A 14,193-nucleotide genomic window follows, 5' to 3' on the forward strand; every position below is an offset into this window, starting at 1 on the left:
GCAGATTTGACCGACCTGATCCACTCTGTGTCAGCGAATTCCGCGAACGATCCCGCCGCGGCGGCACCCGCCGCAGGCGCCGAGTCCGCCACCAGACCTACCGGTGAGCGGGTTCGGGTGATCCGCGAGGGAGTGGCGTCGTATCTTCCGGATATCGACCCCGAGGAGACCAGCGAATGGCTGGAATCCTTCGACGACATGCTCGACCGCGAAGGGCCGGGCCGCGCCCGGTACCTGATGCTGCGACTGCTCGAGCGCGCCGGCGAGCGTCGCGTCTCGATCCCCGCGCTCACCTCCACCGACTACGTCAACACGATCCCCACCGAGAACGAGCCCTGGTTCCCCGGCGACGAGGAGGTCGAGCGCCGCTACCGCGCCTGGATCCGGTGGAACGCCGCGATCATGGTGCACCGCGCGCAGCGCCCCGGCATCGGCGTCGGCGGCCACATCTCCACCTACGCGTCCTCGGCGGCGCTCTACGAGGTGGGCTTCAACCACTTCTTCCGCGGCAAGGACCATCCCGGCGGCGGCGACCACATCTACATCCAGGGCCACGCCTCGCCCGGCATCTACGCCCGCGCCTTCCTCGAGGGCCGCCTGAGCACCGACCGGCTCGACGGTTTCCGGCAGGAATACAGCCACGGCGGACCGGGCCACGGCCTGCCGTCCTACCCGCACCCGCGGTTGATGCCGGACTTCTGGGAGTTCCCGACGGTGTCGATGGGCTTGGGCCCGATGAACGCGATCTACCAGGCGCGGTTCAACCACTACCTGCACGACCGCGGTATCAAGGACACCTCCGACCAGCATGTCTGGGCCTTCCTCGGCGACGGCGAGATGGACGAGCCCGAGTCGCGCGGCCTGATCCAGGTGGCCGCCAACGAGGCGCTCGACAACCTGACCTTCGTGATCAACTGCAATCTGCAGCGGCTCGACGGGCCGGTGCGCGGTAACGGCAAGATCATCCAGGAGCTGGAGTCGTTCTTCCGCGGCGCGGGCTGGAACGTCATCAAGGTGGTCTGGGGCCGCGAGTGGGACGCGCTGCTGGGCGCCGACCGCGACGGCGCGCTGGTGAACCTGATGAACACCACCCCCGACGGTGACTTCCAGACGTACAAGGCCAACGACGGCGCCTACGTGCGCGACCACTTCTTCGGTCGCGACCCGCGGACCAAGGCGCTGGTCCAGAACATGTCCGACAGCGACATCTGGAACCTCAAGCGTGGCGGTCACGACTACCGCAAGGTCTACGCGGCCTACGCGGCGGCGATGGCGCACAAGGGTCAGCCGACGGTGATCCTGGCCAAGACGATCAAGGGCTACACCCTCGGCAAGCACTTCGAGGGCCGCAACGCCACCCACCAGATGAAGAAGCTGGCGTTGCAGGACCTCAAGGACTTCCGCGATCTGCAGCGCATCCCGATCACGGACGCCGAGCTGGAGAAAGATCCGTACCTGCCGCCGTACTACCACCCCGGCATGGACAACCCGGCCATCCAGTACATGCTGAGCCGGCGTCAGTCGCTCGGTGGTTTCGTGCCGGAGCGCCGCTCGGCCGCCAAGCCGCTGACGCTGCCCGGCGACGAGGCGTATCGCTCGGTGCGCAAGGGCTCGGGTAAGCAGAAGGTCGCCACCACCATGGCGCTGGTGCGCCTGGTCAAGGAACTGCTGCGCGACAAGGAGATCGGCAAGCGCATCGTGCCGATCATCCCGGACGAGGCCCGCACCTTCGGCATGGACTCGTGGTTCCCCACGCTGAAGATCTACAACCGCAACGGCCAGCTCTACACCTCGGTCGACGCGGAACTGATGCTCGCCTACAAGGAGAGCACCGTCGGCCAGATCATGCACGAGGGCATCAACGAGGCCGGTTCCACCGCGACCTTCACCGCGGCGGGCACCTCCTACGCCACCCACGGCGAGCCGATGATCCCGCTCTACATCTTCTATTCGATGTTCGGGTTCCAGCGCACCGGCGACAGCTTCTGGGCCGCCGCCGACCAGCTGGCGCGCGGTTTCGTCCTCGGTGCCACCGCGGGCCGCACCACGCTGACCGGCGAGGGCCTGCAGCACAACGACGGACAGTCGCTGCTGCTGGCGTCGACCAATCCGGCCGTGGTGACCTACGACCCGGCGTTCTCGTTCGAGATCGCGCACATCATGCGCGACGGCCTGCGCCGGATGTACGGCGGAACGACCCCCGAGACCAGCCCGCTGCCCGGCACGAATCCGCCGGAGAGCGGCGCCTTCGCCGGGGAGAACATCTTCTACTACATCACCCTGTACAACGAGCCCTACCAGCAGCCCGCCGAGCCGGACGACCTCGACGTGGCCGGTCTGCTCAAGGGTCTGTACCTGTACCAGCGCGGTGGTGAGGGCAGCATCCGCGCCCAGATCCTCGTCTCCGGCGTGACCGTGCCCGACGGTCTGCGCGCCCAGGAGATCCTGGCGCAGGAGTGGGGCGTGGCCGCCGACGTGTGGTCGGTGACCTCGTTCGGCGAGCTGCGCAGGGAGGCGCTGGACAAGGAGATCCAGGCGCTCAAGCACCCCGACACCGATCCGGGCGTGCCCTACGTCACCCAGGCGCTCGCGCCGACGCAGGGCCCGGTCGTGGCCGCCACGGACTGGATGCGCGCGGTCTCCGATCAGATCCGGCAGTGGGTGCCCGGCGACTACATCACCCTGGGCACCGACGGGTTCGGCTTCTCCGACACCCGCCCGGCCGCCCGCCGGGTGTTCAACGTCGACGCGCAGTCGATCGTGGTCGCGGTGCTGGAGGGCCTGGTCAAGGACGGCACGCTGGACAAGGCGAAGGCGGTCGAGGCGGCGGCGAAATACCGCATCGACGACGTCTCCGCCGCGCCGAAGCCCAGTGCGGACGCGGCCGAGGAACTCGCGTAGCGGACTATTGGACTGTGGAGCGCAAACCGCCGCGGCCCCGTCGGATCACCGAGGGCACCAGCGAACACGAGGTCTACCTGCCGACCGGGGCACTGTCCCCGAATCGGCAGACCCGTGATCCGCTGCCCGACACGCTGCTCAAGCGGGTCAAGCAGTTCTCGGGCCGGCTGTCGACCGAGGCGGTGGGGTCGATGCAGGACCGGCTGCCGTTCTTCGCCGATCTGGACGCCGCGCAGCGCGCGGGCGTCCAGATGCTGGTGCAGACGGCGGTCGTGAATTTCCTGGAGTGGTTGCAGGATCCCGACTCCGATATCCGCTTCAGCCTGGACGCGTTCCAGGTGATTCCGCAGGATCTGGCGCGGCGGCTGACGCTGCGCCAGACCGTGGACATGGTCCGGGTGGCCATGGACTTCTTCGAGCAGTGGCTGCCCGCGCTGGCGCGCAACGACCGGCAGTTGGTCGCGCTCACCGAGGCGGTGCTGCGATACGGGCGTGAGCTCGGTTTCGCGGCCGCCTCGGTGTACGCCAGCGCCGCGGAGTCGCGCGGCGCGTGGGACACCCGCCTGGAGGCGCTGGTGGTCGACGCGGTCGTCCGCGGCGACACCGGTCCCGACATGCTCTCCCGGGCCGCCACGTTGAACTGGGACGCCACCGCGCCCGCCACGGTGCTCGTCGGTACGCCGCCCGCCGATCAGGGCGTGTCGACGGTCGGCGCGGTGCACACCATCGCGACCCGGCACGGCAGGGCCGCGCTGGCGGTCGTGCAGGGCGCGCGGCTGGTGATGGTGGTCAGCGGGCATCTCGGCGACGCCGGGATCGGCTCGCCCTTCCTGTCCGATCTGCTGGCAGACGTCTTCTCCGACGGCCCGGTGGTGATCGGCCCGACCATGCGGACGCTGGGCGCCGCGCACGCCAGCGCGATCGAGGCGCTGGCCGGAATGGAGGCCGTGGTGGGCTGGCGCGCCGCGCCAAGGCCCGTTCACGCCTCGGAATTGCTCCCCGAACGCGCCCTGCTGGGCGATAGAGCTGCGATCGAGGCGCTGAACGAGTATCTTGTGCTCCCGTTGGCTGCTGCCGGATCTTCGTTATCCGACACACTCGACGCCTATCTGGATTGTGGTGGAGCAGTAGAAACGTGCGCGCGTCAGCTGTACGTCCATCCAAATACCGTTCGGTACCGTCTCAAACGAATCGGCGAGATCACCGGACGTGATCCCATGAATCCCCGAGACGCGTATGTGCTCCGAATCGCGGCCACCGTGGGCCGTTTGACACGAACGCATAACGAATCGTCACCCTCCGTCACAGAAACACCGCCTACCCCAGTGGGCTACGACCCCCTGTAACGAGATCGGGGAATCGGTCGATCGGGACACTCCACCTCGGATTTTGTGGGACCCCTACAAAACCCGTTCGAAAGCTTCATTCGCGCCGACATCTCGTGCGGCGGGGGTCACAGTGTTTTCTTAGGGAGTGATCGCGTTGTTCACCCCTGGACAGGGGTCCCAGACACCCGGCATGCTCGCGCCCTGGCTCGCCCTCCCCGGTGCGACCGACCGCCTCGAGCTGTGGTCGAAGGCCGCCGGCCTCGACCTGGTCCGTCTCGGTACCACCGCGACGGCCGAGGAGATCGTCGACACGGCGGTGACTCAGCCGCTCGTCGTCGCGGCCGCACTGCTCGCGTTCGCCGAAATCGCCCCCGAGGCGATTCCGGCGGATACCATCGTCGCCGGACACTCGGTCGGCGAATTCGCCGCGGCCGCTGTCGCCGGCGTCATCACTGCCGACGAAGCGGTCACCCTGGCCGCCATCCGCGGCCGGGAGATGGCCAAGGCGTGCGCGCAGGAGCCGACCGGTATGTCCGCTGTGCTCGGTGGTGACGAAGCCACCGTGCTCGCACGGCTCGCCGAGCTCGATCTCGTCCCGGCCAACCGCAACGCGGTCGGCCAGATCGTGGCGGCGGGTCGCTTGGAAGCTCTGGCGGAGCTCGCCGCGAACCCGCCGGAGAAGGCACGGGTCCGCGCATTGCCCGTCGCCGGTGCGTTCCACACCGTTTTCATGGCCCCGGCCCAGGCTGCTGTCGCCGATGCCATCGCTCAGATCTCGCCGAGCGACCCGATCCGGACGCTGCTGTCGAACTTCGACGGCAAGCCGGTCACCTCGGGCGCCGACGCGATCGACAAGCTCGCCGCCCAGGTCACTCGCCCCGTGCGCTGGGACCTGTGCACCGAGACCGTTCGCGAGGCGGGCGTCTCGGCGGTGGCCGAACTGCCGCCGGCGGGCACCCTCGTCGGTATCGCCAAGCGGGAGCTGAAGGGCACGCCCAACCTGGCCCTGAAGACTCCGGAAGACCTCCCCGCGTTGGTCGAACTGACCATCTCCGGCTAGCTTTCCCCCCGGCGGTCGCGCACGACGAAGTGCCGGCCGTACAAGACCCCTACAAATGAGAACAAGAAGGGAGCCACCAAAGTGGCCGCTCTGACCCAGGAACAGATCGTCGAAGAACTCGGCAAGATCATCGAAGAGGTTACGGGTATCGAACCCTCCGAGGTGACCATCGAGAAGTCCTTCGTCGACGACCTGGACATCGACTCGCTGTCCATGGTCGAGATCGCTGTGCAGACCGAGGACAAGTACGGCGTCAAGATCCCCGACGAGGATCTCGCCAGCCTGAAGACCGTGGGTGACGCTGTCTCCTACATCCAGAAGCTCGAGGCGGAGAACTCCGACGCCGCCGCGGAGCTCAAGGCCAAGTTCGACGCCGAGTAGGGCTGAACCAGTGACCACTCCTTCCACCTTGAACGGGAATTTCCCCAACGTCGTCGTCACCAGCATGGCGGCGACCACGTCGATCGCGGGTGATGTCGATGCGACGTGGAAGGGACTCCTCAACGGTGAGAGCGGAATCGACGTTCTCGAGGATTCCTTCATCGAGGAATACGACCTGCCGGTGCGTATCGGCGGTCACCTGAAAGTCAGCCCCGACACCCTGCTGAGCCGGGTCGAGATCCGCCGGATGGCGTATGTCGAGCGCCTGGCGACCGTCCTCGGTCGCGAGGTGTGGAAGAACGCGGGCAGCCCGGAGGTCGACCCCGACCGCCTGGGCGTCGCGATCGGCACCGGTCTCGGTGGTGGCGACGCGCTGATCGACTCGGTCGACAAGCTGAAGAACGGCGGCTATCGCAAGATCTCGCCGCTGGCTGTTCAGATGGTCATGCCGAACGGTCCGTCGGCCGTCGTCGGTCTCGAGCTGAAGGCCAGGGCGGGAGTGGTCACTCCGGTCTCGGCGTGCTCGTCGGGTTCGGAGGCCATCGCCAACGCGTGGCGGATGATCGTGATGGGTGACGCCGACATCGTCGTCACCGGTGGCGTCGAGGGCTTCATCGACTCGGTGCCGATCGCCGCGTTCTCCATGATGCGCGCGATGAGTACTCGCAACGACGATCCGAAGGGCGCCTCGCGTCCGTTCGACAAGGATCGTGACGGCTTCGTCTTCGGCGAAGCGGGCGCGCTGATGGTCATCGAGACCGAGGAGCACGCCAAGGCTCGCGGTGCCACCATCCACGCTCGACTGCTGGGTGCGGGCATCACGTCCGACGGCTTCCACCTGGTCGCCCCCGATCCCGCGGGCACCGGTGCGGCCAGGGCGATGACCCGCGCGATCCAGACCGCCGGTCTGACCAAGCAGGACATCACCCACATCAACGCCCACGCGACCGCGACCCCCATCGGCGACACCGCCGAGGCCAACGCGATCAACCTGGCCGTGGGCAACCACGCTTCGGTCTACGCGCCGAAGTCGGCACTGGGCCACTCGATCGGCGCCGTCGGTGCCCTCGAGTCCGTGCTCACCGTGCTCGCCATCAGGGACGGCGTCGTTCCGCCGACGCTGAACCTGGACAACCAGGATCCGGAGATCGATCTCGACGTGGTGCACGGGCAGGCCCGTCACCAGGAAATCGAGTACGCGATCAACAACTCCTTCGGATTCGGTGGGCACAACGTCGCGCTCGCCTTCGGTCGGGCATAGCTCGACCTGGTCAAGGGCCGAAGGAGGCAGCTTGCGTCACCACGTAGGCCCTCCAGGTCGGGCTGGTTGATACAGCCGCACCGATCGACTGCATTCACGATCCCCGGTGGGGTTCGCGCCAACTGAATGGTTCGACCCCACCGGCGGTTCGCCATACGCAGCCGCCGCAGCGGCAACTCTTCTTCGAAGGCAGGAGACGAACGCGATGACCATCATTGCTCCCGCGTTTCACGACACGACGACCGATCCGCGCGACCCGCTCGGCCGCCTGCAGCGGTTCTTCGATCCCGGCACGGTGCTTCCGCTGCACCCGCGGGACAAGTCCGGTGTGCTGGCCGCGATCGGCGAGGTCGACGGTGTCCGCACCGTGGCCTACTGCTCGGATGCCACCGTCATGGGCGGCGCGATGGGCGTCGAGGGCTGCAAGCACATCGTCGACGCGATCGACACCGCCATCGATTCCGGCCTCCCGGTCGTCGGCCTGTGGCACTCCGGTGGCGCTCGCCTGGCCGAGGGCGTCGAGGCCCTGCACGCGGTAGGCCTGGTCTTCGAGGCCATGGTCCGCGCGTCCGGCCTGGTTCCCCAGATTTCCGTGGTGCTCGGCTTCGCCGCCGGTGGCGCCGCGTACGGCCCCGCGCTCACCGACATCGTCATCATGGCGCCCGAGGGCCGTGTCTTCGTCACCGGTCCGGACGTGGTGCGTTCGGTGACCGGCGAGAACGTCGACATGGAGACCCTCGGTGGTCCCACCACACACTTCAAGAAGTCGGGCGTGTGCCACATCGCCGCCGACGACGAGGCCGATGCCATGCATCGCGCTCGCCGGCTGGTCTCGATGTTCGCCGAGCAGGGCGAATTCGATCAGGCCGTCGCCGAGCACGGTGACGTCGACCTGAAGGCGATGCTGCCCGCCTCGGCCAAGCGCGCCTACGACGTGAAGCCGATCATCCACGAGCTGCTCGACAACGTCGACGGCGAATCCTCCTTCGAGGAACTGCAGGGTGGTTACGCCCGCAGCATGGTCGTCGGCCTCGGCCGTCTCGGCGGCCGCACCGTCGGCGTGCTCGCCAACAACCCGCTGCGCCTCGGCGGCTGCCTGAACTCCGAAAGCGCCGAGAAGGCTTCGCGTTTCGTGCGCCTGTGCGACGCGTTCGGCATCCCGCTGATCGTGGTCACCGACGTCCCCGGCTACCTGCCCGGCGTCGGCCAGGAACTCGAGGGCGTGGTCCGCCGCGGCGCGAAGCTGCTGCACGCCTTCGCCGAGGCCCGCGTCCCGCGCGTCACCCTGGTGACCCGCAAGATCTACGGCGGCGCCTACATCGCGATGAACGCCCGCTCGCTGGGCGCCACCGCCGTGTACGCCTGGCCCGGTTCCGAAGTCGCCGTCATGGGCGCCAAGGCCGCGGTCGGCATCCTGCACAAGAAGGCACTCGCGGCCGCCCCCGAGGACGAGCGCGAAGCCCTCCACGAGCGCCTGACCGCCGAGCACGAGCAGATCGCCGGCGGCGTCGAACGCGCCGTGGCCATCGGCGTCGTCGACGAGGTCATCGACCCCGCCAAGACCCGCAGCATCATCGCCGCGGCCCTGGCCTCGGCCCCGGCCCGCAAGAGCCACCACAAGAACATCCCGCTCTGACCCCAGCGCGGTAGTCCTACCCGCCTGTCGGCTCGTCCTGCCTCAGGACGAGCCGACGGCCGTTTCACGCCCACCTCAGTTGTATTCATCGATATCGAGCTCCGCTCCGGTCGCCACCAGGAACTCGAGCACGGCCGTCGTGAGGTGCCAACCCAGTGGACGCGGCCAGTTGTGGACATCGGCCAGACTTGTGCCGCCGGGTGCACCATGGACACCATCGGGATCGTCGTAATGGCGCACGACCTGCATACTCGCGCCGACATCCGGCCGGTCGATCAGGGAGAGCGGGCGGGGGAGTACCGGTGTCAGCCGGTCGATCAGGTACTCGATCTGTTCGTCGATGCTCTCGGGGCTGTGCCGGTGGATCTGCCAGCTGTGAGACCGGGGAAGGCGATGCTCCGCGGACCTGCTTCCCAGCACCCGGATCTCGTCCGGCTCCATGCTCAGGTGAACGGTCATATCGGCCGCGGTCATCGTCTCGCTGTACAGCGCGAAGTAGGAATACTGTCGGATCTTGATCACCGCGAGATCCCACCACGCGGCCGGCCGGTTGCCGAACGATTTTCGCGCGCACGAATTCGGGCGCCGAACCGCTGTCGACCAGGCGAAGTGGCGCAGGGAGTCGGTTACGGTGTGGCCGTGAAGGATTCTCGTGGAAAGGGCGCTGGGCGCCCCTGCCGGTGAACCCCGGCGCGTGGCCGGCTCCCGATGCTGACCAGACCACGTATCTCGCTGATGCGCTCGCACTCGCCGCTGTGCACGGTCCGGGACCGTGGCCGCGGGAGGGGCATCCGTATCCGGACGAAGTGCCCGGTGCGCAGACCTTTCCGAGTTCGACTGTGCTGGACGGTGTCCAGACGCATCACTTCGCGGAACCCGACTCGCCCGCACAGTACTCCCGTTCGATCGGATCGCTCGCGGCCCGGGAACCGAGGTCCTCCGGTGGGATCCGGAAGGCAACAGCGACGGCATTGTCGAATCCGTGCTCTCGATGCTGTGCCGCGCCGCGCCGGGCACCGGGGAGCCTCTGGTGTGGGCCGGACTCCGTGGCTACTCCGTGCGGCTGCGGCGTGCGGCACTCGGTGTCCTGACCACGTGGTTCGGCGAGGACCTGCCCGGAGAATTCGTCGACCGGGTGGCGGCGGTAGCCGCGGTCGAACCCGACGATGATCTTCGTGCGCACCTGTCCGCTGCCGCGCGTTCGGGGAACGGGCGCGCATAATGGCAGGGTGCGCTATGAAGAACTCGCCGAGGTCCCGTGCTCGATCACGCGGCCGTTGGTGATCTTCGGGGACCGCTGGACCTTGCTGATCCTCAAATACTGCTTCACCGGGATCAGGCGCTTCAACGCCTTCCAGAGCGCGCTCGGGATTTCGCGCGGTCGGCTCCAGGACCGTCTCGACCGGCTGATCGAGCACGAGATCCTGGTGAAGCGGCCCGCCGAGGACGGCGCCTACGAGGAATACCGCCTGACCGAGAAGGGGCACGCCATCTATCCGATCCTGATGGCCATCCGCGACTGGGGCGACACCTACATGGCCCCCGACGGCCCCCCGGTCGAATACCGTCACCGTGACTGCACCGGCGAGGCCCACGTCCACCTCAGCTGCGACGAGTGCGCCGCCGAGGTCACCGCCCGCGACATCGTCCCCGAACCGGGCCCCGGCATCACCTCCACCGCCCGGCCCGCCTGACGCCATCACCTGGACAAACGCGCACCATGCTCTGGGGTGCCATCGGCAGAGAACCGGTCGCCCCCGCGCGTGGTGATCTCGAGCGAGGTCAGCTGGTGTGCCAGGTGACCTGGTCGGGGAGGGCGGCGCGGGCGGTGCGGAAGGTGTTGATGGGGTGGGTGCGGTCGGGGTGACCGAAGGAGACGCCGAAGACGACCTTGCGGTGGTCCGGGAGGCCGAAGTACTCGCGGATGAAGGGGGAGTAGGAGGCCAGGGCGGCCTGGGGGGCGGCGCCGAGGCCGAGGGCCTGGGCGCCGAGGAGGAAGCTCTGGAGCCAGAGGCCGCAGTCGACGGCGCCGTAGGTGCCCAGGTCGGCTTCGGAGGTGACGACGGCGACGTGGGGTGCGTCGAAGAACTCGAAGTTGCGCACCATCTGGCGCATGGTGTTCTCGTGGTCGCCCTTGGCGATGCCGAGGCTGTCGTAGAGCTGGAAGCCGCAGGCACGCCTGCGCTCCCGGTAGATGCCGTCGTACTGCGCGGGGAACTCGAAATCCGGTGCGGCGCCGCTGGTCTGGATGTGGGTGAGCAGCGCCTTGCGGAAGCTCTCGGTGCCCTCGCCCGCGGTGACGACGACCTGCCACGGCTGGGTGTTGCACCACGACGGGGTGCGCGCGCCCAGGCTCAGCAGCCGGTCGATCGTCGCCCGGTCGACCTCGTCGGGAAGGAACTGCCTGCAGGTCCAGCGCTCGTCGGCGAGGCGCTGGAGGGCGGCGAAATCGCCGTTGTCGTGGTCGGTCGGCGCCATGGCGCGGCTCCTCGGTCGATCCGGAGAACTAGTCTCATTTTGAGACCACGTTAGCAGCCGGGCGTGCGACGCGGAACCCGCCCGCACCTATGAATTCGGGTGCGAACGGGTTCCGCGGTGCGCTCAGGCGCGAGGTCGGGAGAGCACCCGGAAAGCGACGCCGATGCCGATCCCGCGCCGCCGATCTCGGCGAACCGCACGTGATTGGCCAGCCCCTGGTCCCAATTCAGGCGCACGTGTAGAAGACGTACCAGCCGGACCGGATCGTGTCGGTGTACGCGCCGTTGGCGTCGAGCGCGCTGGCGACGGTGAACGATCCGCCGCCGCTGGCCGGCGTCGCAGGGTCCGCCGGTTCGGCGAACCAGGTCTCCGCGGTGACCGAGCTCGGGCCGGAATCGGTGCCCCCCGGGCTCCATGCCGACCACTAGCCGCGTGGCCTGCCAGCCGGGCCTCGTCCCAGGTGAGCTCGGAGTGGGTCAGGGCCGGGCGTAACCCCAAAATCGGTGGCACGAGCCACTGTTTGCCGGACGAAATGATGTTTCGGCAGGTAACGATCGGTTTTTCGCTCGGATACCGGTGCGCGGCCTCGCGCCTGCGGCACGACACCGGCCTCCCGGGGCAGAATCGAGCGCATGGCTTCGCAGGCCCGGGATGCCCAGGAGCGCAAACGGCACGGCAGGCACTACACCCCGCCCGCGCTGGCGAGGTTCCTGGCGCGACGGGCGCTGCTGCACGCACCGCGCACCGGCGAGCTCCGGGTGCTCGATCCGGCCTGCGGTGACGGTGAGCTGCTGCTGGCGGTACATCGCGAGCTGGCCTCGTCCGGCGTCACGGTACGGCTGACCGGCTATGACCTGGACCGGCGTGCGGTCGGCGACACCGCAGCGCGCGCCGCCGCCGAGGGGGTCGAGATCGATTGCCGAGCCGGGGATTTCCTCGCCGCGTCGACCCGGATCGCGGACGGTTCCTTCGATCTCGTCATCAGCAATCCGCCGTACGTGCGGACCCAACAGCTCGGCGGGTCGACCGCGCAGCTGCTGAGCAAGCGGTTCGGGCTGCGCGGGCGCATCGACCTCACCCATCCGTTCGTGGCGATCACACCCCGGCTGCTCGCCGCCGACGGCGTGCTCGGATTGCTGTGCGCCAACCGATTTCTCACCACCAGGGCCGGGGCGAATCTGCGCCGGATCCTCACCAGCGAACTGCATCCCGCCGAGCTCTACGACCTCGGTGACACCAAGCTCTTCGCGGCCGCGGTGCTGCCCGCCGTCACCGTCGCGACGCGCGCGCCCCAGGAGTGCGACTGCCGGTACGTCTCGGTCTACGAGGAGCTCGGGGCCGAACCCGATTGCGCGACCGACCTGTTCGACGCGCTGGCCGGGGACGCGGCCTGCGTGGTCGGCGCGGGCGGGCGGGTGTTCGCGGTCGAGGTGGGTGTGTTGTCCACCGGGTCGGTCGGTGCGCCGATGTCGGCGCCGTCCTCGGACAACACACCGATCGGGCACGGCGACCAGGTTCGCGGCCGACCGAGCGTTCGACCCGGCGTGGGCTCCATGGCGCCGGGGAAGGCGCCCGCGTCATTCCGGAGCGGTCGTCGGGGACCGGCGCCACCGGGCCCCGAGCGGCGCGCCGAAGCAGCGAGTCTTTCCGGCGAGGTCGACCGGTCGAGTGTCGTGCCCCCGGGCGACACCGCCTGGCGCATGTCACGCCCCGCCGTCGACCGCTGGCTCGGCCGCATCGCCGAGCGCACGTGGCGCACCTTCGGCGACACCGCCCGCATCCGCGTCGGCATCAAGACCACCGCGGACCGGGTGTTCATCTCCGACCGCTGGGATCAGATGGATCCGAGGCCGGAGCCGGAACTGTTGCGGCAGTTGATCACTCACCACGATCTGCAACCGTGGCGGATCGGGCGGGATCGCGGCACCAGGGTGCTCTATCCCTACGATCTCGGGCAGCCGCGCCGCACGCCCATCGATCTCGCCGAATTCCCCGGTGCCGCCGAGTATCTGCGGTCGCACGAGGAGGTGCTCGCCGGTCGCCGGTATGTGCTCGACGGCGGGCGGAAGTGGTTCGAGATCTGGGTGCCGCAGCGACCGCACCTGTGGGGTGCGCCGAAACTGGTGTTCCCGGATATCAGTGAGCGTCCGCGGTTCGCACTGGATCGCTCCGGCGCGGTGGTCAACGGGGACTGCTACTGGATCTCGCTCACCGATCTCGGCATCGGCGAGCAGGCGACCGAACTCGCGTATCTGCTGATGGGCGTGGCGAATTCGGCGTTGGGACTGCGATTCTACGACGCGGTGTGCGGCAACCGGCTGTATTCGGGCCGACGGCGCTGGATCACCCAGTACGTGGCCCGGCTGCCGCTGCCCGATCCGGCGGACCCGGCCGCGGCCGCGATCGTCGGCCGGGTGCGTGGCGTGCTCGAGGACGGGGTCCCCGCGGCGGCGGCGGGCATCGACGAGGCGGTGGCCGCCGCGTTCGGCGTGCCCGCTCAGTGAGCGACGCGGATGCCGACCATCGGCAGCAGGGTGCGGCGGGCGAAGTCGCGGCCCGCGGCCGGGTCGTCGAGCGGGATGAGGCCGTCGGGGGTGAGCGCCAGCGACAGCGCGAGCCGGGCCATGATCTCGGCGACGAGATCGGGTTCGAAGTCGGGCACCGTCGCGCCTGCCTGGAGTTCGCGCAGTTTGTCGGCGAGATATCCACGGCCGACCGCGAGGATCGGGCCTGCTTCGGTGGTGAGCTTGGGCAGGATGGCCTCCGGCTCGGTGCTGAGCAGCCTGCGTAGTAGTTCGTTGCCCGCCAGGGTCGTCACGAACGCGACGAAGATCTCCACGAGCTGTTCGCCCGGCTCGGTGACCGCCCGTACCCGCTCATCGATCTCGGCCACATAGCGTTGCGCCTCCCGCACCCCGACCGCTTCGACCAGGTCGTTCTTGGATTCGAAGCGCCGGTACAGGGTGGCCGGACTGATCCCCGCCCGCCGGGCGATCTCGCCCATACTCGTGCGTTTGATCCCGAAATCGAGAAACGCCGACAGCGCGCTGTCGAGCAGCTTCTCCCCGTCGGTGACGGGCTTTTCCAGTATCCGCGCGAGGATGGACGAGACAGTGGGCATGGCCCCATTATCCCTGTGGGGACAGAT

13 protein-coding genes are annotated in these 14,193 nt (G+C 68.6%); 10 read left to right on the plus strand and 3 right to left on the minus strand.

What is annotated here, in order from left to right; translation table 11 throughout:
- Positions 1-117: 117 nt before the first annotated feature.
- From aceE to Q7X29_RS11025, 6 genes are all read left to right on the plus strand, one after another.
- Positions 118-2,901, plus strand: coding sequence for a pyruvate dehydrogenase (acetyl-transferring), homodimeric type (aceE, locus tag Q7X29_RS11000; protein ID WP_394358680.1), 2,784 nt, complete (start codon positions 118-120; stop codon positions 2,899-2,901).
- Between the two features lie 44 nt (positions 2,902-2,945).
- Complete coding sequence (locus tag Q7X29_RS11005; RefSeq protein WP_218718966.1) at positions 2,946-4,247, plus strand: PucR family transcriptional regulator; 1,302 nt, start codon at positions 2,946-2,948, stop codon at positions 4,245-4,247.
- Positions 4,248-4,374: 127 nt separating this feature from the next.
- Positions 4,375-5,289 carry an ACP S-malonyltransferase gene (locus Q7X29_RS11010; RefSeq protein ID WP_218718889.1) on the plus strand — a complete coding sequence of 305 codons (915 nt, stop codon included), beginning with the start codon at positions 4,375-4,377 and terminating at the stop codon, positions 5,287-5,289.
- Positions 5,290-5,370: 81 nt separating this feature from the next.
- On the plus strand, positions 5,371-5,670 hold the full coding sequence (gene acpM, locus Q7X29_RS11015) for a meromycolate extension acyl carrier protein AcpM (RefSeq protein ID WP_019046010.1): 300 nt from the start codon (positions 5,371-5,373) through the stop codon (positions 5,668-5,670).
- A gap of 10 nt (positions 5,671-5,680) precedes the next feature.
- Entirely contained in the window at positions 5,681-6,931 is a 1,251-nt protein-coding gene (locus Q7X29_RS11020; RefSeq protein WP_218718888.1) for a KasA/KasB family beta-ketoacyl-ACP synthase, read from the plus strand.
- 205 nt (positions 6,932-7,136) lie between these two features.
- The gene (locus Q7X29_RS11025; RefSeq protein ID WP_218718887.1) at positions 7,137-8,567 is read left to right on the plus strand and encodes an acyl-CoA carboxylase subunit beta; all 1,431 of its coding nucleotides are present in this window, start codon (positions 7,137-7,139) and stop codon (positions 8,565-8,567) included.
- Between the two features lie 75 nt (positions 8,568-8,642).
- On the opposite strand, the gene Q7X29_RS11030 is transcribed toward Q7X29_RS11025, so the two are convergent.
- Positions 8,643-9,089: a DUF4279 domain-containing protein gene (locus tag Q7X29_RS11030; RefSeq protein WP_316573987.1), complete on the minus strand. Its 447-nt coding sequence runs from the start codon at positions 9,087-9,089 to the stop codon at positions 8,643-8,645.
- Between the two features lie 460 nt (positions 9,090-9,549).
- Here Q7X29_RS11030 and Q7X29_RS11035 point away from each other — a divergent pair, with 460 nt between their 5' ends.
- Positions 9,550-9,789 carry a hypothetical protein gene (locus Q7X29_RS11035; protein WP_316573988.1) on the plus strand — a complete coding sequence of 80 codons (240 nt, stop codon included), beginning with the start codon at positions 9,550-9,552 and terminating at the stop codon, positions 9,787-9,789.
- A 7-nt stretch (positions 9,790-9,796) separates the two neighbouring features.
- Positions 9,797-10,261 (plus strand): winged helix-turn-helix transcriptional regulator, encoded by a 465-nt coding sequence (locus Q7X29_RS11040; RefSeq protein ID WP_316573989.1) that lies wholly within the window; start codon positions 9,797-9,799, stop codon positions 10,259-10,261.
- Positions 10,262-10,349: 88 nt separating this feature from the next.
- Here Q7X29_RS11040 and Q7X29_RS11045 read toward each other — a convergent pair whose 3' ends face one another.
- Positions 10,350-11,045, minus strand: coding sequence for a nitroreductase (locus tag Q7X29_RS11045; protein WP_316573990.1), 696 nt, complete (start codon positions 11,043-11,045; stop codon positions 10,350-10,352).
- A 266-nt stretch (positions 11,046-11,311) separates the two neighbouring features.
- Between Q7X29_RS11045 and Q7X29_RS11050 the strand changes: the two genes are divergently transcribed.
- The gene (locus Q7X29_RS11050) at positions 11,312-11,473 is read left to right on the plus strand and encodes a hypothetical protein (protein WP_218718883.1); all 162 of its coding nucleotides are present in this window, start codon (positions 11,312-11,314) and stop codon (positions 11,471-11,473) included.
- Positions 11,474-11,677: 204 nt separating this feature from the next.
- Positions 11,678-13,549, plus strand: a complete 1,872-nt coding sequence (locus Q7X29_RS11055; RefSeq protein WP_316573991.1) for an Eco57I restriction-modification methylase domain-containing protein — start codon at positions 11,678-11,680, stop codon at positions 13,547-13,549.
- On the opposite strand, the gene Q7X29_RS11060 is transcribed toward Q7X29_RS11055, so the two are convergent.
- Complete coding sequence (locus Q7X29_RS11060; protein WP_218718881.1) at positions 13,543-14,166, minus strand: TetR/AcrR family transcriptional regulator; 624 nt, start codon at positions 14,164-14,166, stop codon at positions 13,543-13,545. The two genes, Q7X29_RS11055 and Q7X29_RS11060, sit on opposite strands and share 7 nt — an antisense overlap.
- Between the last annotated feature and the right edge of the window lie 27 nt (positions 14,167-14,193).

It is taken from the genome of Nocardia canadensis (assembly GCF_032656385.1).
GTDB classification, from domain to species: domain Bacteria; phylum Actinomycetota; class Actinomycetes; order Mycobacteriales; family Mycobacteriaceae; genus Nocardia; species Nocardia canadensis.

Coding starts and splice junctions, on each gene's coding strand:
- Q7X29_RS11055 (WP_316573991.1), top strand. CDS start 11,678: ATGGCTTCGCAGGCCCGGGATGCCCAGGAGCGCAAACGGCACGGCAGG.
- Q7X29_RS11045 (WP_316573990.1), bottom strand. CDS start 11,045: ATGGCGCCGACCGACCACGACAACGGCGATTTCGCCGCCCTCCAGCGC.
- Q7X29_RS11025 (WP_218718887.1), top strand. CDS start 7,137: ATGACCATCATTGCTCCCGCGTTTCACGACACGACGACCGATCCGCGC.
- Q7X29_RS11060 (WP_218718881.1), bottom strand. CDS start 14,166: ATGCCCACTGTCTCGTCCATCCTCGCGCGGATACTGGAAAAGCCCGTC.